Genomic DNA, 20,703 nt, shown 5'->3' with positions numbered 1-20,703 from the left:
GCGGGAGGAGGCGCTGTGATGGGGCGGGCGGGCCCGGTGGTGTCCCCGGGGTCCGCGGCCGTCTCCCGTCCGCGGGGGCGTCCGCACCGATAGCATGGTGTGCCGAGGACGCGATCACGAGCCGGGGAGAGGGGAATCGTGCCCAGAGTCGCCGAGCATCGGCCAGCGGCGGAGCCGCAGTCACCCGGGCAGAAGGCGCGGTACGCGCGCATCCTGGACGTCGCGTCCCGTCTGGGGGCGCAGCGGGGCCTGGAGCACGTGCAGATGCACGACGTGGCCAAGGAGGCCGGTGTCGCGATCGCCACGCTCTACCGTTACTTCCCGTCCAAGACGCATCTCTTCACCGCGATCATGGCCGACCAGGTCGACCATATGGACGACGAGTCGCCCGAGATCCTCGCCGCCTGCGATCCCGTGGACGCCGTCGCGGAGACGCTGTTGCGGTCGACGCGGCACATGCTGCGGACCCCGTTGCTGGCGAGCGCGATGATGCAGAGCAACTATGCCGCTCATACCGCCACGGTCAGCGAGGCGGCCGGTATCGAGGCAAGGGTGCACCGTACGGTGCTCAGGCTGCTCGGGCTGGAACACCCGACGGACCGGGACAACCGGCTGATCCGGCTGCTGATGAAGAGCTGGCACGGGGTGCTCGTCTCGGTGATCTACGGCCACACGACCCTCGTCGACGCCGAGACCGAGATCCGGCTGGCGTGCCAGGTGCTGTTGGGCGCCCGTTCCGGAACCGCCGCGCGCTGAGGGGGCCGCGCCCTCGTTCCCGGTTCCCGGTCATCGGGACCGTCCCCGCCTGTCCCGTGGTCCGGCTGCTTCGATCGTCGGGTTCGACGATGACGGCCGGGCCTCCGCCCGGCGGGGAAGGCGGATCATGGACATCGGCAATCCTCTGGATCTGACGGGCCGGGTCGTGGTGGTGACCGGGGGAACGAAGGGCATCGGCTTCTGCATCGCCGGGGCGTTCCTCGCGGCCGGGGCGCACGTCGTTGTCTGCGGGCGCGGTGAGCCGGATGCGCTGCCGTCGGCGGCGGGGCGGCGGGCGGTGTTCATCGCCACGGACGTGCGTGATCCCGAGGCCGCGAGCCGGCTGGTCGACGGCGCGGTGGAGCGGTTCGGGCGGCTGGACGTCCTGGTGAACAACGCGGGCGGCTCCCCTGACGCCGATGCGGCGACCGTCTCGCCGCGGTTCGTCGAGAGGATCGTCGCGTTGAACCTGCTGGCGCCGTTCTACACCGCTCAGGCGGCGAACCGGGTGATGCGGGCCCAGGACGAGGGCGGTTCGGTCATCAACATCGGCAGTGTCTCGGCGCACACCCCGCAGCCGGGTACCGCCGCGTACACGGCGGCGAAGGCGGGACTGCTCGGTCTCACCCGGGCCCTGGCCCTGGAGTGGGCGCCGAGGGTGCGGGTCAACCACATCACGACCGGGCTGATCCGTACCGAGAGTGCCGCCCCGGTGTACGGCGAGGACGGTGGCGCGGCCGTCGCCGGAGTGATCCCGATGGGGAGGATGGCCGTCCCCGAGGATGTCGCCCGGACCTGTCTGTACCTGGCCGGAGACCTGGCCAGGTACGTGAACGGCGCGGATATCGCGGTGCACGGCGGCGGGGAGCTGCCCGCCCGCTATCTCGCGGTGTCCCGGAGCCGGCCGGGGTGCGCAGGCGTGTCGCCAGGGGCGGAGTAGGCGGCTGCCGCCCGGTGGGTCCCGGCGGTAGCCGCCGGGCGGTGTGCGGTCCAGCCCGCCCGGAGGGCGGACTCCCCGAGGGCCTCGCCCGTGAGCGGGTGCAGGAGGGGTCACGGACCGCGCCCGTGGGCGTGGGGCCGGTGCGGTGAGGGCGGCAGCGGGCCCGGCCGGGGAACGGGTTCCGGGCCGGGCGGGGTGTCGTTGCCGGGCGGGGAACGGGTCCCCTGGCCAGGCGGGGTGAGGTGCCATTGCCGGCGGGGAACGAGCCCCGGGCCAGGCGGGGCGCCGTGTCGTTGCCGGGCGGGAAACGGGTTCCGGGCCAGGCGAGGTGCCGTGCCATTGCCCGGCAGAGAAGGGCCCCGGGCCGGGCGGGGTGAGGTGACACTGCCCGGCAGGGAACGGGTCCCCTGGCCAGGCGGGGCACCGTGAGCGCGTGGTGTCGGGGGGCGGGTCAGATCAGGTTGTCCTCGACCGTCAGGCCCAGGGCGTTGCGCCCGTACATGGCCAGGGTCCGTTCGACGTCGTTGGCGACGTGCACGCTGCCGGCGTGGGCGTCGCGCCAGACGCGTTCGATCGGGTTGCCGCGGCGCAGCGAGTTGCCGCCCGCCGTCTTGAAGAGCAGGTCGATCGCGGCGATGGTGCGTTCGGTGCCGCGTACCTGGTCGCGGCGGGTGCGCAGGCGCAGTTCCATCGGGATGTCCTGGCCTGCGGCGGCGCGCGCGGTGAGCTCCCCGATGTTGTGGTCCATCTGCAGGATCGTCGCGTCGATCTCGGATGCGGCGCGCGCGACGGCGACCTGGGTGTGCGGGTCCTCGGCGAACCGGCCGCCGCCGAGGCTCAGCCGGGTGCGTTCCCTCATCAGGCGGACGTAGGACCTGTAGCCGCCGGCGACGGCGCCGACGAGGGGTGCGGTGACCGCGCTGGTGAACACGGCGGCGAACGGCAGCCGGTACAGCGGGCCGGGGTTGGTCTTCTGGCCGGGTCCCTTCAGCTGGGCCGTCTCGTAGTTGCGGATCACGCGGTGGGGTGGGACGAGGGCCTGGTCGACGACGATGTCGTTGCTGGCGGTGCCGCGGAGGCCGACGACGTCCCAGGCGTCCTCGATCCGGTAGTCGGACCGGGGCACGAGCACGGTGAGGAAGTCGACGGGCCGCCCCTGGTCGCCGACGACCAGCGCTCCCAGCAGTGCCCAGCCGGCGTAGCCGCAGCCGGAGGAGAAGCTCCAGTGGCCGGTGAGCCGGTAGCCCTCGTCGACGGGGGTGAGCCGGCCCACGGGTGCGTACGCGGACGAGAGCAGTGTGTCGGGGTCGTGGCCCCAGACCTCGGCTTGTGCCTCGGCGGTGAAGAGTCCCAGGTGCCAGGGGTGGACGCCCAGGACGGAGGTGATCCAGCCTGTGGAGCAGCAGGCGGCGGAGATGGCCCGTACGGTCTGGTAGAAGTCGACGGGGTCGCTCTCGTGTCCGCCGAAGGCGCGGGGCTGGAGCATCCGGAAGACTCCGGCGGCCTGAAGTTCGCGCACGGTCTTCTCGGGGACGTGTCCCTTTTCGTCGGTGGCCCGGGCCCTGTCCGCGATGGCGGGGAGCAGGGCGCGCACCGCTTCAAGAACCGTGTTGCGCATGGGGTCGTCCCTTCGGGTGTCGCTACCGGGCGTCGGGGTCGGTCCGGGTGTCCAGGTCGGCTTTGCTGATCTTGCCTGCGGCGTTGCGTGGGAAGGTGTCGAGTACGACGACTTCGCGGGGCACCTTGAAGTTGGCCAGGCGTGCGCGGCAGAAGGCGGTGAGTTCGTCCGGGGTGGCTCTGGTGCCGGGGCGGAGGGTGACGTAGGCGCGTCCGACCTCGCCCTGCCGTTCGTCGGGGACGCCGATGACGGCGGCCTCGGAGACGGCGTCGTGCCGGCTGAGGAGTTGTTCGATCTCGGCCGGGTAGACGTTGAACCCGCCGACGACGAACATCTCCTTGAGGCGTCCGGTCAGGGTCAGCCGGCCCGCTTCGTCCAGGTGTCCGATGTCTCCGGTGGCGAGCCAGCCCTGGTCGTCGACGGTGGCGGCGGTGGCCCGGGGGTCGTCCAGGTAGCCGAGCATCACGTTGTAGCCGCGGACGAGGATCTCGCCGTCCTGCCCTGTGGGGAGCGGTTCGCGGTCGGTGCCGGCGATGCGTACCTCGACGCCGTCGATGGGGCGGCCGGCCGTGCGGGCGATGGTCTCGTCGTCGTCGGCGGCGCGGCAGACGGTGACGGTGCCGCAGGACTCGGTGAGGCCGTAGGCGGTGACCACGACGGGGAAGAGTTCCGCCCGTACGCGTCTGACCAGGGCGACCGGCACCGTGGCGGCGCCGGTGACGGCCAGGCGCAGCGATGACAGGTCGTGGCTGTCGCGGCCGGGGGCGTCCAGGAGGGTGGTGAAGACGGTGGGCGGGCCGGGCAGGACGGTGATCGTCTCGTGCTGGATCAGGCGCAGGGTCTCGGTGACGTCGAAGACGGGCTGGAGCACCATCGTCGCGCCGCGCAGCAGGCAGGCGAGGACGCCCGCCTTGTAGCCGAAGCAGTGGAACATGGGGCTGATGATGAGGTAGCGGTCGCCTCGGGTGAGTCCGGTCCGCAGTGACCAGCCCAGGTAGGTGCGGACGTTCTGGCGGTGGGTGGTCATCACGCCCTTGGGGCGGCCGGTGGTGCCGGAGGTGAACAGCACGTCCGACACGTCGTCCTCGCGTACGCCCGCCGCCCTGGTGACGGCGTCGGCCGTGGGGATGGAGGCTCCCAGGTCCAGGAAGGCCTCCAAGGCGGTGGCGCGGGGGCGGTGCGACGGGTCCTGACCGTCGTCGGGGGCCGCCGGTCGGGCGAGGTCGATCACGTGGGCGAGTGCGGGGAGGCCGGGTACGGGGCTCCGCTCCCCCGCCGTGTCCTTCGCGGTATCGGGAGACTGGGCGGTCTCGGGGGCCTCCATGGCATCGGGGGCCTCGGCGCCGATCATGTCCAGGTAGTCGTGGCCGAGGAAGCCGTTCTCGACGAGCAGCAGCCGGGCTCGGCTCCTCTCCAGCAGCCAGCGGGCCTCGTCTCCCTTGTACCGGGTGTTCACGGGGACCAGTACGGCTCCGGCGCTGAGCACGCCGAGCGCGGTGGTGATCCAGCGGGCGCTGTTGGGCGCCCACAGGGCGACGCGTTCGCCGCGCCGGATGCCGAGTGCCATCAGTGATCTGGTGACGGCGAGGGTCTGATCGTGCAGTTGACGGTTGGTCAGCCGTAGGTCTCCGTCGACGAGGGCCTCCGCGTCCGGGAAGGTCTCGGAGGCGTGGGCGAGGAGGGCGGGGACGGTGGCCGCGTCGGCCGTCATGCCCGTCGCTCCTCGGGAAGGAGGCGCTGGGAGGCCTCGTGGGCGCCGCGGACGAGGCCGGTGCGGTCGCGGACGGCGGAGCGTTCCTCGGCCGTGGCCAGGTTTCCGCCGGCGATCCGCAGGGGGCCGTCCGCCAGGTGTTCCAGGCCCTCGCGGGCGATGTCGTCGGGGTCGGCGACGTTGAGGCCGGGCAGGTCCATGCGCAGGCCGGCCCGTTCCATGGCGGGGGTGCGGGTCACGCCGAGGACGAGTTCGAGGACGTGCACGCCGTGCGGCGCGAGCTCCAGCCACAGCCCCTCGGCGAAGACCCGGCTGAACGCCTTCACCGCGGAGTAGGTGCTCAGCCGTGCCTGGCCCATGTAGCCGGCGAGGGAGCCGACGAGCAGGACGCCGCCCCGGCCGCGTTCCTTCATCGCTTCGGCGAAGTGGTGGGTGAGGGCGAGCTGGGAGGTGATGTTGAGGTCGATCACGGCCTGGACGCGGTCGAGTTCACCGCCGACGAACTCGTGGCCGTAGGTGTTGGCTCCGGCGTTGAAGATCAGCAGGCCGACGTCGAGGCCGTCGGTGACGGCGCGGATCGTGTCCAGGGCGCCGGGGTCGAGCAGGTCCAGCTGGAGGGTGCGGGCCTCGACGCCCTTGGCGCGGGTGTTGGCGGCCGTCTTTTCCAGGGGGCCCGCCTTGCGGGCGATGAGCACCAGGTTGATTCCGGCGTCGGCGAGCTGGTGGGCGAAGGAGGCGCCCACTCCTTCGGATCCGCCGGCGATGACCGCCCACGGGCCGTAGAGGTCCTTGTCCGTCATCGGTTTCCTTCCTGCGGGGATTGGGGCCGCGCGATGGCGGGTGGAGAGCGGGTGAAAGGGGGGCGGGGTGGCCTGCGGGTTTCCCCGGCGCGGCGGGTGCGGTCGCCCCGGGCGTGCGGGCTCCGGGGCGGCCTCGCCCGGACTCGCCGCGCCCGTGCGGCCGGTGAGGTGCCCGTGCGGGCCGGTACTCGGCGGTGCCGGGGCCCTACGGCTATTCGGCGGTGCCGGGCCCTACGGCGTCCGGGCGGGGCGGGCCGCGTCTCAGCTGCCGGGTGTGGGCTGTGTGCCGGTGGTGTCGAGTGCGGCGACGCTGTAGGCGGCGAAGGTGCGGTGCTGGTCGCGGCCGGAGAAGTACGGGGACAGGGTGGCCTCCAGCTCCTCCGGGGTGAAGGTGCCGTCCGCCGCCGTGAACTTCTTCTCGACGGTGGGCGGTGCGAGCAGTGCGACCATGTCGCCGTAGGCGACGAAGACCTGACCGTTGATGTCTTCGGCGGCCGGGGAGGCGAGGTAGCCGACGAAGGTGGCGACCCGTTCCGGGGCCATGATGTCGATGCCGCCCTCGGGGGTGGCGCCGGCGCCGAACGCGTCGGCGGTCATGGCGGTGCGGGCGCGCGGGCAGATCGCGTTGGCGCGGACGCCGTAGCGGGCCAGGCCCTGTGCGGTGGCGAGGGTGAGGGCGGTGATGCCGGCCTTGGCGGCGGAGTAGTTGGGCTGTCCGGGGGCGCCGAACAGGAACGCCTCGGAGGAGGTGTTGACGATCCGCCCGTAGACCGGACCGCCTGCCGCCTTTCCGGCCGCCCGCCAGTGCGCGGCGGCGGCTCGGGTGACGGCCGCGTGTCCCTTGAGGTGGATGCGGATGACGTCGTCCCAGTCGGACTCGGTCAGGTTGAACACCATCTTGTCGCGCAGGATGCCCGCGTTGTTGACGACGATGTCCAGGCTGCCGAAGGTCTCCAGGGCTGTGCGGACCAGGCGGTCGCCCATGGACCAGTCGCCGATGTCGCCGGTGGCGGCGACGGCGTCGGCGCCGAGGGCCTTGATCTCGGCGACGACGTCCTCGGCGGCGGGGCCCACGTCGTTGACGACGACGTGGGCGCCCTGGGCGGCCAGTGCCAGCGCCTCGCTGCGGCCCAGGCCGGTTCCGGCCCCGGTGACGACGGCCGTGCGGCCTTCCAGACTGGTCCTGGTGCTCATGCTGCCTCTTTCGTTCCTGTCCTGCGTGACGGATACGGCGCGGCAAAAACTAGTATGAATTCTTGTTTTGCCGTCGCAGCTGTCCCGCTGAGTGGTGGGAGCCGCCGCACGGCCGCGCCGCACCGGCCCCGCTCTTCCCGGGGACCTCCCTGTGTGTGCCGGCCTTCCCGGGCCACGTCCGCCCTAGACGAACCGGGCCGAGACCGCGCCCAGGCCGTCGAACTCGGCCCGGAAGTGGTCGCCCGGCCGGGCGTCGACGGCGGCGGTGCACGAGCCCGGCAGGATGACGTGCCCCGCCTCCAGCCGTACCCCGAACGCCGCGACCTTGCGGGCCAGCCACGCGACCGCCGTGGTCGGGTCCCCCAGGACCGCGCCGGTGCGGCCGCGCGCGACCTCCTCGTCGCCGCGGTACAGCACGGCGCCGATGTCGGCCAGGTCCAGGTCCGCCGGGGCGACGCGGGTCGCGCCGAGGAGGACGCCGGCGGAGGAGGCGTTGTCGGCGATGGTGTCCACGAGCCCGATCCGCCAGTCGGTGATCCGGCTGTCGATGAGTTCGAGGGAGGCGACGACGTACTGCGTCGCGGCGAGGACGTCCTTCTCGGTGCAGTCCTCGCCGGGCAGGCTGTCGCCGAGGACGTAGCCGATCTCCACCTCGATGCGCGGCAAGCAGTAGCGGGCCGTCTCCACCGGGGTGTCCTCGTCCAGCACCATGTCCGAGAGCAGATGACCGTAGTCGGGCTCGTCGACGCCCATCATGCGCTGCATGACCGCGGAGGTCAGCCCGACCTTGTGGCCGGTCACGCTCACCCCGGGCCGCTCCAGCCGCCTGCGGATGTTGCTCAGCTGGATCTCGTAGGCGTCGACGACGCCGATGCCGGGGAACGTCCCGGCCAGCGGGGCGACCGGGGCGCGGTCCTGTTCGGCCCGGCGCAGCAGGTCGGCGGCGGCAGCGCGCTGCGACGCGTCAAGCATCCGAGGTCTCCTTCTGCTGGAGGGGAGCGTCGAAGGGGTGCTCCGGCGCGCCGGCGAAGCGGATACGCACGCCGGTGAGGACCGGGCGGCCGTACGCCGATGCCTCCAGGCGCAGGCCGCCGGGGCCGTCGTCCCAGGCGTCGACGGCGAGCCTGTCGCCGGGGTAGACGGGGGCGCTGAAGCGGGCCTCCAGTTCCGTCAGGCCGGCCGGGTGGGCTCCCAGGGCGCCGGCGGCGGGCAGGGTGACGGCCGCGAGTGTGCACAGGCCGTGCAGGAACGGCCGGCGCATGCCCGCGGTGCGGGCGGCCTCCGGGTCGATGTGCATGGGGTGCCGGTCGCCGAGCAGCCGGTAGTGGGCCGCCTGCTCGGGGTGTGTGGCCACGCTCAGCCGCCGGCCGGCCGGCTGTCCGGGGCGCTTCGGGCCGCTGGGCCCGCGCTCGCCGCCGAAGCCTCCGCTGCCGGGGGCGAACAGGGACCAGGTCGCCAGGAAGTGGTGGCTCTTCACCTCGACGTCGAAGACGGCGGCACCGCCCTTGTCCCACACCTCGGCGACGCGTGCGCTCATCGACACCTCCCCGGACCGGGGCAGCGGCCGGCGGACGGTGAGCCGCTGGGAGCCGTGGACCGCGGTCGTGGTGTCGAAGGCGCCGAGCGCGCCGAGGGCGTCGGGCGCCCACTGGGCCAGGGTCAGCGCGAAGGCCGGCAGGACCCGCAGGCGCTTCTCGAAGACCAGGTCGAGGTCGTCGGCCCTCGCGCCCACCGCGAGCGCGTAGAGGATCGCGTCGCGCTCGGTGTACGCGACGGTGCGGGTGCCGAGGTCGTGGCCGCGCCACGGGGAGACGGCCGGAGGGGCGGTCATCGGGCGGCTCCCAGGATCAGGCCGCTGGTCGGTACGCCCGTACCGGCGGTGACCAGGACGTGGGCGGCGTTGCCGGGCTGGTTCACGGACGTGCCGCGGACCAGCCGTACGGCCTCGGCGATGCCGTTCATGCCGTGCAGATAGGCCTCGCCGAGCTGCCCGCCGTGGGTGTTCACCGGCAGCCTGCCGCCGAGTTCCAGGTTCCCGTCGGCGATGAAGTCCTTGGCCTCGCCCGCGGCGCAGAAGCCCAGCTCCTCCAGTTGCGGCAGCACCAGTGGGGTGAAGTGGTCGTAGAGGATCGCGGCGTCGATGTCGTCGGGGCCGAGGCCGCTGCGCGCGTACAGCTGCCGGCCGACCAGGCCCATCTCCGGGAGGCCGCTGATGCGGTCCCGGTAGTAGCTGGTCATCATGTGCTGGTCGTCGCCCGAGCCCTGTGCCGCGCCGAGGATCACGGCGGGCGGGTGGGGCAGATCGCGGGCGCGGTCGGCGGAGACGATCACCAGGGCCTGGCCGCCGTCGGTCTCCTGGCAGCAGTCCAGCAGCCTCAGCGGTTCGGCGATCCAGCGTGAACTCTGGTGGTCCGCAAGGGTGATGGGGCGGCCGTGGAACCAGGCGGCCGGGTTGTTCGCCGCGTGCTTGCGGTCCACCACCGCGACCCGGCCGAAGTCCTCGCCGGTGGCGCCGTACTCGTGCATGTAGCGGCGGGCGAACATGGCGACCCACTGGGCGGGTGTGTTCAGCCCGTACGGCGTCATCCACGCGTACGCGGCCCGGTCGGCGCCGGTGTCCATGGCCCGGTCGGCCTGCCCGAGGCCGTAGCGTTCGCCGGAGCGCTCGTTGAACGCGCGGTAGCAGACGACGACCTCGGCGGCGCCGGTGGCGACGGCCATGGCCGCCTGCCGCACGGTGCCGCAGCCCGCTCCGCCGCCGTAGCCGACGCGGGAGAAGAACGTCAGCTCGCCCATGCCGGTGTTGCGGGCCACGTGGATCTCGCCGCTGGTGTCGGCGGTGAAGGTGACCAGGCCGTCGACGTCGGCGGGGGTGAGGCCCGCGTCCGTAAGGGCGGCGAGGACGGCCTCGCAGGCGAGCTGGAGCTCGCTGCGGCCGGAGTTCTTCGAGAACTCGGTGGCGCCGATACCGGCGATGACGGCCGGTGCGGTCCCGGTCATCGCGCACCGGCCTTCCTGGGCAGGAGCACGGTGACGGTGCCGCTGACGTGTGTGCCGACGCCGTTGGTTCCGCGCACCGCGATCTCTACGCGGCCCCTCGCACCGGCCTCGTCCCGCCCGCCGGTCCCGCCGGACCTGGCGGTGACCGTGCCGGTGAGGACCATGGTGTCGCCGGGGTGGTTGGGCGCGCCCAGGCGGACGCGGATGGCCTGTACGCTCGCGGCCGGTCCGGCCCATCCCGTGACGTACCGGTCGACCAGGCCGTTGCTGGTCAGGATGTTCATGAAGACGTCCCCGGACCCGCGCTCGCGGGCCAGTTCGGGGTCGTGGTGCACGTCCTGGTAGTCGCGGCTCGCCAGGGCCGTGGCGACGATCAGGGTCCGGGTCACGGGGATCTCCAGCGGCGGCAGCCGCTCGCCGACCGTCACCTCGTCGTACGTGCGGGTCACGGGCACCGTCATGAGGTCACCGTCCGCTCCGCCAGGAGGTCGCCGAGGCGGGCCAGGTCGCCGGCGGCCCCGCCGAGGGTGGTCGAGATCTGCTTGCCCCACAGGAAGTGGCGGTGCACCGGGTAGTCGGTGTCCACGCCGATGCCGCCGTGCACGTGCTGGACGCGGTGGACGACGTTCAGACCGCCCTCACCGGCCCACCACGTGGCGACCAGCACCGACTGCTCGGTGTCCTCGCCGTCCGCCAGCGCGGTCACCGCCTGCCACAGCGTCACGCGCATGGCGTCGGTCTCGATGACGCAGTCGGCGAGCTGGTGCTGCACGGCCTGGAAGGTGGCCAGCGGGCGGCCGAACTGCTCCCGGGTGCTGAGGTGGTCGGCCGCGTACCGCACCGCGCCCTGGGCCACGCCGAGTTGCACCGCGGCGAGCGCCGTACGGGCGTGGCCGTCGATCCACTCCCCCACGCCGGTCCCGGGCGCGCCGACCGCTTCGGCGGGGGTGGCGTCCAGGCCGAGGTGGGCGGCGAGGTCGTGGGTGGTGGTCTCGGCCGGCGTCCAGGTGGTGCCGGGGGCGTCGCGGCGGATCAGGAAGAGGCCGGTGCCGGCGTCGGTGGTGGCGGTGACCAGCACGTGCGCGGCGCCGGCCGCGGAGGGCACCACGGCCTTGGTGCCGGTGAGCCGCCAGCCGGAGCCCTCGGACACGGCCGTGGTGAGGGGCGTGCGTGGGTCGGCCGGGGCGAACTCCTCCAGGGCCAGGGTGATGCGGGCCGACCCGTCGGCCGCGGCCGGCAGCAGCGCGGCGCGCTGCGCGGCCGTGCCGTGGACGGCGAGGGCGAGCGCGCCGAGGGCGGCCGTCCACAGTGGCACGGGTGCCACGCGGCGGCCCTGCTCCTCCAGCAGGACGCAGATTCCGGGCAGGCCGAGACCGGCGCCGCCCGCGTCCTCGGGAAGCGGTGCGGCGAGGAGTCCCGCCGCGCTCAGGTCGGCCCAGAGCTTGTCGTCGACGCGGGTCCGGGACGTCTCGGCCGCCCGCAGCCGTTCGGGCGTGGCGTGGTCGGTGAAGATCTCGCGGGCCAGGGCCCGCAGCTCTTCGAGTTCTTCTCCCAGCGAGAAGTCCATCAGCGGTTCTCCGAGGCGACGGGCCGGAACACCGGCAGGGACAGGTCGGGGTCGGCGTCGAGCCAGTCGAGGACGACGGGCATGTCGATGGTGACGTCCTCGGGGGCGACGCCGGTCAGGTTGGTGATCAGGCGGGTGCCTTCGGCGAGTTCGACGAGGGCGACGACCAGCGGGTAGTCGAACGCCGGGTGTCTGGGGTGGTGGTTGACCGTGAAGCTGTGGACGTGGCCGCGGCCCGAGGCGCGTACGGTGTCCCACTCGAAGGAGCCGCAGTGCGGGCAGCAGGGGCCGGGCGGGTGGCGGGTGGCCGCGCAGGAGAGGCAGCGCTGGATGACCAGCCGGTGCTCCCTGGCGGCTTCGAACCAGAAGGCGTTGTCCCCGTTGAGGGCGGGGCGGGGGCGCAGGGCGCGCGGTTCGGCGCGGGCGGGCGCAGCCGCGGCCCGCTCGGCTCCTGCGGGGTCCACCGCGTCCGGTGCGGTGGTGGGGTCCGGGTCCGCCGCGGTCGTCGTGGTGTCCGGCTCCGGGGTGGTGTCCGGCGTCGCGGCGGGGCGGAAGCGCAGGGTGCGCCAGCGCTGGGTGGCGACGACCTCGCCGTCCTGGTCGCGGTACGTCCTCACCGTGGTGACGAAGCGGCCGGCGCCGAGCCGTGTCCTCTTCTCCGGCGAGACGGACTCCACGACCTCCCGCACGGCGACGTGGTCGCCGGGCACCAGTTCGCGCGTGAACTCCAGCTCCGAGTCGGTCGCCACGACGGAGGTGTATCCGCCCTCGCCGAGCAGATCGACCAGTTCGTCGGAGCGGCGGCGTTCCGGCGGCGGCGAGACGGTGGCCGCGTACCCGCGCATCGTCCACGCCTGCACCATCGAGGCGGGGGCGACCACGCCCGGCCGTCCGGTGGCGCGGGCCGCGGCCTCGTCGGTGTAGACGGGGTTGGTGTCACCCATGGCCTCGGCCCAGTGGCGGATCATCGGCTGGTTGACCGGGTCCTGGCCGGGGGTCAGGGGGGTCAGCTCGCGGCCGACGAAGGCGCCGAGCCGCTCCTCGTAGTCGGCGGTACCGGCCGTGCCGGCCGTGTCGCGGGGGTTCCCGCTGCGTGTGCTCACCGGCCACGCCCCTTGCGGGGAAGGCCGAGTCCCTGGACGGCGACCATGTCGCGCAGCACTTCGTTGACTCCGCCGCCGAAGGTGTTGACGATGCCCTGCCGGGAGAGCTGTTCGACCTGTCCGGCCAGGGCGGCGCCGGGCGAACCGGGGCGGATGCGGCCCGCCGCGCCGAGGATCTGGGTCAGGGTGCGCTGCACGTCGATGTGGGTCTCGGTGCCGTACGTCTTGGCCGCGCCGGCGTCCGCTCCGGTGAGCCGGTCGTGGGCGACGGCGTCGGTCATCTTCCAGTTCATCAGCCGCATGGCCTCCAGCCGGGCGTGGGTGCGGGCGAACTCCTGGCGGACCCAGGGCTGTTCGAGGGTTCCGTTGTCCCTGGCCCACTCCAGGGCCTGTTCCCACAGCTGGATCATGCGTCCGCCGAGGGCGGCCAGTCCGATGCGCTCGTGGTTGAGCTGGGCGGTCAGCAGCCGCCAGCCGCCGTCGACGTCGCCGACCACGTCGGTGGCGGGCACCCGTACACCGTCGTAGTAGGTGGCGGTGACCACCATGCCGCCGACGGTGTGGATGGGGCTCCAGGAGAAGCCTGTGGCGTCGGTGGGCACGATCAGGATGGAGATGCCGCGGTGCTTCGCCGCGTCGGGGTCGGTGCGGGCGGCCAGCCACACGTGGTCGGCGGTGTTGGCGCCGCTGGTGAAGATCTTGCCGCCGTCGACGGTGAACCCGTCGCCGTCGCGCACCGCCCTGGTGCTGAGGGAGGCCAGGTCGGTGCCCGCGCCCGGCTCGGTGTAGCCGATCGCGAAGACGGTGTCGCCGGAGAGGATGCCCGGCAGGAACCGCTTCTTCTGCTCCTCGGTCCCGTACCGCATGAGCGTGGGCCCGACCGTGTTGACGGTGACGAACGGGAAGGGCAGACCGGCCCGTTGGACCTCGTCGAAGAACACGTACTGCTCCTCGACGGAGCGGCCCTGGCCGCCGTATTCCGTGGGCCAGCCGATGCCGAGCCAGCCGTCGGCGCCGAGCCTGCCGACGATCTCGCGGAAGCGGGGGCCGCCGACGCCCTCCTCACCGGCTCGGCGCCGTTCGTCCTCGGGCAGCAGCCCGGAGAAGTACGCCCTCAGCTCACGGCGCAGTCCGAGCTGAGCGGCGCTCTCGCGCAGTCGCATGTGGTTCTCCAGTTCCTCTCGTGTCTCCTCGCCGGCGGAATCGGAGCCTGTGTCGGGGCTCTCAGGGCAGGAAGCGTCCTCGTCCGCTGGCGAGGAACTCCGCGCGCAGCGCCGCCTTGTCCTCGTCGGTCATCAGGGCGTACTCGGGCTCTCCGCGGCCCCGCCAGTGGTAGACCGGCTCGTCCACGCGCCAGCTCTCGACCTGTATCTCCTTCTTGCGCAGCTTGCCCGAGCCGGTCGTGGGCAGGGCGTGGGAGACGCGGACGTAGCGGGGTGTGCCCTTGGTGCCCAGGTCCTGCTGGCCGGCGAGGAACCGGGGCAGTCGCAGCTCCTCGAAGGCCGTGCCCCGGGGGATCTCCAGGGCGGCCATGACCTGGTCGCCGGAGCGGGGGTCGGGGATGCCGAAGACCGCGGCGGCGACGATGTCGGGGTGCCGGCGCAGGACGCGTTCGGTCAGCAGGGCGGAGGTGTTCTCCCCGTCGACACGGATCCAGTCCCCGCTCCGTCCGGCGAAGTAGAAGTACCCGGCCTCGTCGACGTATCCGAGGTCGCCGGTCCAGTACCAGCCGTGGTGGACGCGTTCGGCGTTGGCGGCGTCGTTCCTGTAGTAGCCCTCGAAGCGGGCGGCGCCCTCGGTGTCGACGATCTCGCCGATCGCCTCCTCCGGGTTGCGTACCCGGCCGTGCTCGTCGAGGCGCGCGGGTGGGCAGGTCGCGCGGGTCTCGGCGTCGACGATCCGCACCCCGTCGCGCGCGGGCCTGCCGAGCGCGGTGGGCGGCCCGTCGGGGACGCGTGCGAGCATGCCGGCGCCCTCGCTGGAGCCGTAGCCCTCGATGAGGCGGCAGCCGAAGCGGCGCAGGAAAGCGGCCTGGTCCTCGGGGGACGCCTCGGTGCCGAAGGCGTGGGTCAGCCGGTTGTCGCCGTCGTCGTCCTGTTCGGGACGGGCGAGGACATAGGCGACGGCCTTGCCGACGTAGGTGAAGAAGGTGGCGCCGAAGTGCCGCACGTCGGGCAGGAAGCCGGTGGCGGAGAACTTGGGGGTGAGGGCGATGGTGGCACCGGCTGCCAGGGCCGGGGCCCACAGGGCCATCAGCGCGTTGCCGTGGAAGAGCGGCATCGGGCAGTAGCAGACGTCGTCGGCGCCGACGTCGTACTTGGCGGAGTTGTCGTGTCCGAGGGCGGCGAGGCGGCCCTGCGAGCAGATCGCCGCCTTGGAGGCGCCGGTGGTGCCGGAGGTGAACAGCAGCAGCATGCGGGTGGCGGCGGTGACGGCGGGGTCGCGGACGGGCTCGGCCGCCGCGTGCGCGGCGAGGGCCGTCCCGTACGCCGGTTCGTCCACGAGCAGGTACCGCTCGGCCGGGACGCCGAGGTCCAGTCCGTCGAGGAGCTTGAGCCCGGCCCGGTCGGTGATGATCCACCGGCAGTCGGTACGGCGCACCTCCTGCTCCAGGTAACTGCCGCGCCGCGTCGGGTTGATGCCGACGACGGCCGCGCCGGCGAGGGCTGCTCCGCCGAGCCAGAAGACGTACTCCGGCACGTTGTCGAGGAGGATGCCGATGTGGGACGGGCCGTCGGTGCGCGGCTCGCGCAGCAGTGAGGCGCGGGCCGCGCTCTCGCGCACGACCTCGTCCCAGGTCCAGTCCCGGTGCCGGGTGCGCAGACCGGGACGGGCGTCCCCCGCGCGGGCGAGGAGCAGATCGGCGATGGTGTCGGGTGCCAACGTCGTCCCCCTCAGGCGGTGATGGGCGTCTTGCCGGCGGCGGTACCGCGGCCGGGCGGGTCGACGAGTACGCAACGGGTGCCGCCGTAGATGGTGACGAAGCACTTGTTGCAGTGGATGCAGAGCGAGGGGGTGTCCGCTTCCGCCGCGATGCGGTTGATCAGGTCGGGTTCGCGCAGCAGGGCGCGGCCCATGGCGACGAACTGGAAGCCCTCGTCCATGGCCAGGTCCATGCTCGGCCTGCCGGTGATCCCGCCGAGCAGGATCAGCGGCATGTCGACGGCGGCGCGTATCTGGCGGGCCTGTCCGAGGAGGTAGGCGTCGTCGTACGGGTAGCTGTGCAGCACCTTCCTGCCGACGAGTTTGATGCCCGTCTTCATCGGCTCGGGCATGATCTGCGCGAACTCGTGGAGCGGGGCGTCGCCGCGGAAGAGGTACATGGGGTTGAGCAGGGAGCTGCCGACGGTCAGCTCCAGGGCGTCGAGACAGCCGTCGCTCTCCAGGGTGCGAGCGACGGGGATGGCCTCGTCGAGCCAGAAGCCGCCGGGGACACCGTCGTCCATGTTGAGCTTGGCGATGACGGCGATCCGGTCGCCGACCGCCTCGCGCACGGCGCGCACGATCTGCCGGGCGAAGCGGAACCGGTTCTCCAGGCTGCCGCCGTACTCGTCCTTGCGGTGGTTGATGCGCGGGCTGAGGAAGGAGCTGGCGAGGTAGTTGTGGCCCAGGTGGATCTCGACGCAGTCGAAGCCCGCCTCGACGGCCATGGCGGCAGCGTCGGCGTGGTTGCGGACGATGCGCTGGATGTCGGCCCGGGACGCCTCCTTGGCGAAGCTGAGCGTCGTCCTGTGGAAGTGCCGGCTGGGCGAGAGCGCGGGAAGTCCGTTCGACTTCGGGTTGGCCACCGGGCCGGCGTGACCGATCTGGGCGGAGACGGCGGCGCCCTCGGCGTGCACGGCGTCGGTCAGCTTGCGCAGCCCGGGCAGGGCCTCGCGCCGCCACAGGACCTGGTGCCTGTCGGTCCTGCCCTCGGGCGCCACCGCACAGTAGGCGACGGTGCTCATGCCGACCCCGCCCCGCGCGTACCGGAGGTGGAAGTCGATCAGGTCCTGGGTGACCAGGCTGTCTCGGCTCAGCCCCTCGTACGTCGCCGCCTTGACGATGCGGTTGCGCAGGGTGATGGGTCCGAGTGTCGCGGGGGCCAGGACGTCCGGAGTTCCGGGCGGCTGCTGCGATGTCTCAGTCAAGGTGATCCTCCGTCCGCGCACCCGTCGTGGTGGCGGTCGCGACGTTATGCGGCGCTGGGCGGCCGGTCGGGCGCTCGTCCCGCTGACCGGGAGGGGCGCTCCGGCCGGGCGGTACGTCCCCGGCCGGCGGGGCACCCGACGGGCCGGGACGTGCCGGTGACCGGGAGGCGGGTGCCCCTGCGGGAACGTGCCGCCCGCCGGGAGACGGGTGGCCCGACGAGGGCGCGCCGCACGCCGGGGGGACGGGCGCCCCGCGCGGGGACGCACCTGTGATCGGAAGACGGATGACTCGTGCGGGACACGCCGCCCGCCGGGAAACGGGTGGCCCGACGAGGGCCCGCCGCCCGCCGGGAAACGGGCGCCCCGCGCGGGGACGCACCTGTGATCGCAAGACGGACGACTCGTGCGGGACACGCCGCCCGCCGGGAAACGGGTGGCCCGACGAGGACACGCCGCCCGCCGGGAAGCGGCCGTCAGTCGAAGTTGGCCTGGCCGCCGTCGAGGGGGACGGTCGCGCCGGTGAGGTAGCGGGCGTCCGGCCCGCACAGCATCACCACGGCCCGGCCGATGTCCCTCTCGCAGTCGCCGACCCGGCGCAGCGGCACGGAGGCGCAGAAGGCCTCGGCCTCCTGCGGGTTGGCATCGGCCCAGCGCAGGTAGCCGGGTGACGCGGCGTGCGGGGCGATCGCGTTCACGCGGATCCCGTCGGGCCCCCATTCGTTCGCGGCGGTACGGGTCAGGGAGCGGACGGCGGTCTTGGCGGCCGCGTAGGCGCCGTAGGTGCTCAGGTCCCAGCGGACCATGGCGGAGGTGACCAGGTTGACGACGGCACCGTCCCCCGAGCTCTTGAGGTGGGGGTGGCAGGCCTTCATGAACGCGAAGGTGGCGAAGGGGCCGCTGCGGAACCCCTTCTGGAAGTCGGTGTCGCTCAGCGAGAGCAGCGGCCCGTAGGCACCGTCGTAGACGTTGTTGACGAGGACGTCGACACGTCCCAGACGCTCGGCGATCTCGTCCACCAGTCCCGGGATCCGTGCCGTGTCCGACACGTCGCAGGTGAACACCTCGGCCCGCGCTCCGCGGGCCCGCAGCAGGTCGCGGGTGGCCTCCAGTTTCGCCGCCGTCCGGCCGAGTACGGCGACTGCCGCGCCCTCGCCTGCCAGGGCGAGGGCGATGCCCTGGCCCACCCCCTGACCCGCACCGGTGACGATCGCGACCTTGCCCTGGAGGTGTCCCACGTGATCCCTCTTTCCCGGTGGTGCGGCACCGCTCCGGCCGGGCGGTACCGGTCGGTGCGGCTGCGCCCGGCCGGGCGCCCGCGGCCGTCCAGGTTCGGGTGGCGCGGGCGGCGCGGGGGCAGCGGTCCCACTGAGTGGTAGGGCCTCGTGGGTGCTCGCGGCCGGCGTCCCGGTGACCGGGAACCGCGCTTTCCCGCACGAGCCGGAGGAGAACGATGGCGCGCACATCATCCACTCCGGCGAGAGGGAGGCGCATGAGCGCGACGGCGGATCACCAGGAAACGGTGCCGGAGATCCTGCGGCGGCTGACCGGCCCCGGCGGTGCCTTCGAGCTGGTCCGCGAGGACGTGCTCGGAGCACGCACGCAGGTGTTCGCCCACCGGGAGAGGTCACTGGCCGATGTGGTGGCCGCGTCCGTGCGACACGGTGAGCGCGACTACATCGTGGCCGGGGACGAGCGGATCTCGTTCACCGAGCACGCGAACCGAGTGGCGTCCCTTGCCCGGGTCCTGGAGCAGGAGTACGGCGTAGGCAAGGGCGACCGGGTGGCGCTGCTGGCGGCGAACAACCCCGGCTGGGTCATCGCGTTCTGGGCGACGGTCTCGCTCGGCGCCATCGCCGTCGCCTACAACTCGTGGTGGACGGCGCCCGAGATCGCCCGCGGTATCGAGCACACACGGCCCAAGGTGGTCCTGGCCGACGCCAGGCGGGCCGCAAAGGTGGACGGCTCCGGGGTGCCGTTGCTGACGTTCGAGAAGGACGTGCCGGATCTGGTCCGGCGCCACCCGGGCGCCCCGTTGCCGAAGCCGGAGATCGACGAGGACGATCCCGCGGTCATCATGTACACGAGCGGTACGTCGGGCCGGCCCAAGGGGGCGGTGCACACGCACCGCAATCTGCTGGCCGTCATCGGCTACCTGCGCTACAACAACGTGCTGGCGGCGGAGTTGGGCGACCCGGTCGCGCCCGAGGACCGGAGGCACCTGCTGTCGCTGCCCCTCTTCCACATCGCGTCACTGCACAATCTGGCGGTCCCCCGGCTCATGGACGGGGGGACGGTGGTGATGTACCAGGGCCGCTTCGAGGTGGACCGGGTGCTGCGGCTGATCGAACGGGAGCGGGTCACCAACTGGGGCGCGGTGCCGACGATGGCGAACCGGCTGATCGAGCACGGCGACCTCAGCGGCTACGACCTGTCGTCGCTGACGTCCTTCGCGCTGGCGTCGGCCCCGTCGACCCCCGCCTTCCACGAACGGCTGCGCGCGGTGCTGCCGGTGGCCCGCGACGGCCTCGCCAACAGCTACGGGCTCACCGAGTGCTGCACCGGCGCGGCTGTGGGGACCCCGGCGGACCTCGCCGTCGCGCCGGACACCCTGGGCCGGCCGGTGGTGGGGGTGGACCTGGAGGTACGCGACCCGGCCGGCCGGCCGCTGCCGGAGGGCCAGGAGGGCGAGATCTGCCTGCGCAGCCCGTACGTGATGCTCGGCTACTGGGAGGACCCCCGGGCCACGGCCCAGTCCATCCGGGCGGACCGCTGGCTGCACACGGGCGACATCGGGATGGTGGAGGACGGCAGGCTGCGGCTCACCAGCAGGCGATCGGACCTGATCCTGCGCGGCGGGGAGAACGTGTACCCGGCGGAGATCGAGAGCGTGCTGTCCGAGCACCCAGGGGTGCGGGAGTGCCTGGTCACCGGGGTCCCCCACCCCGACCTGGGCCAGGAGGTGGCGGCGGTGGTCGTCATCGACGCGGGCTCCGGCCTCAACGAGGAGACCCTGACCGCTTTCGTCAGCGAGCGCCTCGCGTACTACAAGGTCCCCTCACGTTGGCGTGTCACCGACGAGAGTCTTCCCAGGAACGCCACGGGCAAGGTCATCCGCCGCGAGGTCCACGCCTGACGTCACGTCACGTCATGTGGCGTGGCATGGCGTGGCGTGGCGTGGCGTGCGGGGCCCGCTGGACGTACGCGTGCGGTGGGCCCTTCGCTCCAGGCATTCCGGGGGTTACTACGGGACGGCACGGTCGGCGGAGCAGCAGAACCGGCAGGACTGTACGTTCAGCGGGACCGGCGGGACCGCGCGTTCGGTGGGACCGGCGGGACCGGGGCTCCGGCGCGTCGGGCACCCCGACGACTCCCCGCCACGGTGGACGGGGTCCCGGTCCCGGCTCTCGGATCGGCGGTTTTGGGGAGTCGCAGCAGCCGGTCCACGGTTCCGCGCGGCCGGGGCCAAGGGGGGCGGGCCTCCGCGGGTGGTGTCGTATCGGCCCCGGCCACGGCGGTCCCGCGCCGCGGGGCCGGGGACGCTCGCACGCAGGTGCTTGCCAGCTGCCCGGATCCCTGCCCCGTCCGCCGCGCCTGAGGCGCGCTGCCGCACATCGGGAGCCCCGCACCGAGGAGCGGGGCCCTCACGTCCTGGACACGGGTTCGGTGCCGTTGTCGGACGGAGGACGGGGGCGCGGGGCTGCGCACTCTCCCCCAGCGGTTCGACGGCGTCGGCGCCGTCACGGCCCGTGCGCCGCCCCCTGCCCGCCGCGACCCACGGGATCCTGGCGACGGGCGGCGTACGCCACGTCGAAGGCACCAGGGCGACGTAGACCCCCTTTCTCAGGGAGCCGAGCGCACTCCGCATGGCACCGCCAGGCCTCCCG

17 protein-coding genes are annotated in these 20,703 nt (G+C 73.1%); 3 read left to right on the top strand and 14 right to left on the bottom strand.

What is annotated here, in order from left to right:
• Positions 1 to 138 precede the first annotated feature (138 nt).
• Entirely contained in the window at positions 139 to 756 is a 618-nt protein-coding gene (locus tag ACFVS9_RS32455; RefSeq protein WP_383117967.1) for a TetR family transcriptional regulator, read from the top strand.
• 127 nt (positions 757 to 883) lie between these two features.
• Positions 884 to 1,696: an SDR family oxidoreductase gene (locus ACFVS9_RS32450; protein ID WP_389938301.1), complete on the top strand. Its 813-nt coding sequence runs from the start codon at positions 884 to 886 to the stop codon at positions 1,694 to 1,696.
• A 451-nt stretch (positions 1,697 to 2,147) separates the two neighbouring features.
• On the opposite strand, the gene hsaA is transcribed toward ACFVS9_RS32450, so the two are convergent.
• The 14 genes from hsaA to ACFVS9_RS32380 form a co-directional block, all read right to left on the bottom strand.
• Entirely contained in the window at positions 2,148 to 3,314 is a 1,167-nt protein-coding gene (hsaA, locus tag ACFVS9_RS32445; protein ID WP_389938299.1) for a 3-hydroxy-9,10-secoandrosta-1,3,5(10)-triene-9,17-dione monooxygenase oxygenase subunit, read from the bottom strand.
• A gap of 22 nt (positions 3,315 to 3,336) precedes the next feature.
• Complete coding sequence (locus ACFVS9_RS32440) at positions 3,337 to 5,025, bottom strand: FadD3 family acyl-CoA ligase (protein WP_389938296.1); 1,689 nt, start codon at positions 5,023 to 5,025, stop codon at positions 3,337 to 3,339.
• The gene (locus tag ACFVS9_RS32435) at positions 5,022 to 5,825 is read right to left on the bottom strand and encodes an SDR family NAD(P)-dependent oxidoreductase (RefSeq protein WP_389938293.1); all 804 of its coding nucleotides are present in this window, start codon (positions 5,823 to 5,825) and stop codon (positions 5,022 to 5,024) included. Before ACFVS9_RS32435 ends, ACFVS9_RS32440 begins: the two co-directional genes overlap by 4 nt.
• A 261-nt stretch (positions 5,826 to 6,086) precedes the next feature.
• Positions 6,087 to 7,019 carry a 3-oxoacyl-ACP reductase gene (locus tag ACFVS9_RS32430; protein ID WP_389938290.1) on the bottom strand — a complete coding sequence of 311 codons (933 nt, stop codon included), beginning with the start codon at positions 7,017 to 7,019 and terminating at the stop codon, positions 6,087 to 6,089.
• A 183-nt stretch (positions 7,020 to 7,202) separates the two neighbouring features.
• Entirely contained in the window at positions 7,203 to 7,991 is a 789-nt protein-coding gene (locus tag ACFVS9_RS32425) for a 2-keto-4-pentenoate hydratase (protein WP_383117973.1), read from the bottom strand.
• On the bottom strand, positions 7,984 to 8,850 hold the full coding sequence (locus ACFVS9_RS32420) for a MaoC/PaaZ C-terminal domain-containing protein (RefSeq protein WP_389938287.1): 867 nt from the start codon (positions 8,848 to 8,850) through the stop codon (positions 7,984 to 7,986). Before ACFVS9_RS32420 ends, ACFVS9_RS32425 begins: the two co-directional genes overlap by 8 nt.
• On the bottom strand, positions 8,847 to 10,019 hold the full coding sequence (locus ACFVS9_RS32415; RefSeq protein ID WP_389938284.1) for a lipid-transfer protein: 1,173 nt from the start codon (positions 10,017 to 10,019) through the stop codon (positions 8,847 to 8,849). Before ACFVS9_RS32415 ends, ACFVS9_RS32420 begins: the two co-directional genes overlap by 4 nt.
• Positions 10,016 to 10,480, bottom strand: a complete 465-nt coding sequence (locus ACFVS9_RS32410; protein WP_389938281.1) for a MaoC/PaaZ C-terminal domain-containing protein — start codon at positions 10,478 to 10,480, stop codon at positions 10,016 to 10,018. The genes ACFVS9_RS32415 and ACFVS9_RS32410 overlap by 4 nt, the downstream gene beginning before the upstream one ends.
• Complete coding sequence (locus ACFVS9_RS32405) at positions 10,477 to 11,586, bottom strand: acyl-CoA dehydrogenase family protein (RefSeq protein WP_389938278.1); 1,110 nt, start codon at positions 11,584 to 11,586, stop codon at positions 10,477 to 10,479. The genes ACFVS9_RS32410 and ACFVS9_RS32405 overlap by 4 nt, the downstream gene beginning before the upstream one ends.
• On the bottom strand, positions 11,586 to 12,689 hold the full coding sequence (locus ACFVS9_RS32400) for a bifunctional MaoC family dehydratase N-terminal/OB-fold nucleic acid binding domain-containing protein (RefSeq protein WP_389938275.1): 1,104 nt from the start codon (positions 12,687 to 12,689) through the stop codon (positions 11,586 to 11,588). The genes ACFVS9_RS32405 and ACFVS9_RS32400 overlap by 1 nt, the downstream gene beginning before the upstream one ends.
• A complete protein-coding gene (locus ACFVS9_RS32395; protein ID WP_389938272.1) occupies positions 12,686 to 13,852 on the bottom strand; it encodes an acyl-CoA dehydrogenase family protein in 1,167 nt (388 codons plus the stop codon). The genes ACFVS9_RS32400 and ACFVS9_RS32395 overlap by 4 nt, the downstream gene beginning before the upstream one ends.
• 61 nt (positions 13,853 to 13,913) lie before the next feature.
• On the bottom strand, positions 13,914 to 15,572 hold the full coding sequence (locus tag ACFVS9_RS32390; RefSeq protein ID WP_383117980.1) for an AMP-binding protein: 1,659 nt from the start codon (positions 15,570 to 15,572) through the stop codon (positions 13,914 to 13,916).
• Between the two features lie 11 nt (positions 15,573 to 15,583).
• On the bottom strand, positions 15,584 to 16,819 hold the full coding sequence (locus tag ACFVS9_RS32385) for an NADH:flavin oxidoreductase (protein WP_389938268.1): 1,236 nt from the start codon (positions 16,817 to 16,819) through the stop codon (positions 15,584 to 15,586).
• A gap of 473 nt (positions 16,820 to 17,292) precedes the next feature.
• Positions 17,293 to 18,054, bottom strand: a complete 762-nt coding sequence (locus ACFVS9_RS32380; RefSeq protein ID WP_389938265.1) for an SDR family NAD(P)-dependent oxidoreductase — start codon at positions 18,052 to 18,054, stop codon at positions 17,293 to 17,295.
• A 254-nt stretch (positions 18,055 to 18,308) separates the two neighbouring features.
• Here ACFVS9_RS32380 and ACFVS9_RS32375 point away from each other — a divergent pair, with 254 nt between their 5' ends.
• A complete protein-coding gene (locus tag ACFVS9_RS32375) occupies positions 18,309 to 19,952 on the top strand; it encodes a class I adenylate-forming enzyme family protein (protein WP_389938262.1) in 1,644 nt (547 codons plus the stop codon).
• Positions 19,953 to 20,703: the final 751 nt, after the last annotated feature.

Source organism: Streptomyces sp. NPDC058008, assembly GCF_042886395.1.
In the GTDB taxonomy this organism is placed as follows: domain Bacteria; phylum Actinomycetota; class Actinomycetes; order Streptomycetales; family Streptomycetaceae; genus Streptomyces.
The sequence above is the reverse complement of the archived record's forward strand: the minus strand, read 5'-3'. Positions and strand labels throughout refer to the sequence as shown.

What these genes read in the sequence shown, in the direction of transcription:
- hsaA (WP_389938299.1), bottom strand. Translation starts at nt 3,314, where the DNA reads ATGCGCAACACGGTTCTTGAAGCGGTGCGCGCCCTGCTCCCCGCCATC.
- ACFVS9_RS32420 (WP_389938287.1), bottom strand. Translation starts at nt 8,850, where the DNA reads ATGACCGCCCCTCCGGCCGTCTCCCCGTGGCGCGGCCACGACCTCGGC.
- ACFVS9_RS32425 (WP_383117973.1), bottom strand. Translation starts at nt 7,991, where the DNA reads ATGCTTGACGCGTCGCAGCGCGCTGCCGCCGCCGACCTGCTGCGCCGG.
- ACFVS9_RS32430 (WP_389938290.1), bottom strand. Translation starts at nt 7,019, where the DNA reads ATGAGCACCAGGACCAGTCTGGAAGGCCGCACGGCCGTCGTCACCGGG.
- ACFVS9_RS32395 (WP_389938272.1), bottom strand. Translation starts at nt 13,852, where the DNA reads ATGCGACTGCGCGAGAGCGCCGCTCAGCTCGGACTGCGCCGTGAGCTG.
- ACFVS9_RS32440 (WP_389938296.1), bottom strand. Translation starts at nt 5,025, where the DNA reads ATGACGGCCGACGCGGCCACCGTCCCCGCCCTCCTCGCCCACGCCTCC.
- ACFVS9_RS32405 (WP_389938278.1), bottom strand. Translation starts at nt 11,586, where the DNA reads ATGGACTTCTCGCTGGGAGAAGAACTCGAAGAGCTGCGGGCCCTGGCC.
- ACFVS9_RS32435 (WP_389938293.1), bottom strand. Translation starts at nt 5,825, where the DNA reads ATGACGGACAAGGACCTCTACGGCCCGTGGGCGGTCATCGCCGGCGGA.
- ACFVS9_RS32375 (WP_389938262.1), top strand. Translation starts at nt 18,309, where the DNA reads ATGAGCGCGACGGCGGATCACCAGGAAACGGTGCCGGAGATCCTGCGG.
- ACFVS9_RS32410 (WP_389938281.1), bottom strand. Translation starts at nt 10,480, where the DNA reads ATGACGGTGCCCGTGACCCGCACGTACGACGAGGTGACGGTCGGCGAG.
- ACFVS9_RS32415 (WP_389938284.1), bottom strand. Translation starts at nt 10,019, where the DNA reads ATGACCGGGACCGCACCGGCCGTCATCGCCGGTATCGGCGCCACCGAG.
- ACFVS9_RS32450 (WP_389938301.1), top strand. Translation starts at nt 884, where the DNA reads ATGGACATCGGCAATCCTCTGGATCTGACGGGCCGGGTCGTGGTGGTG.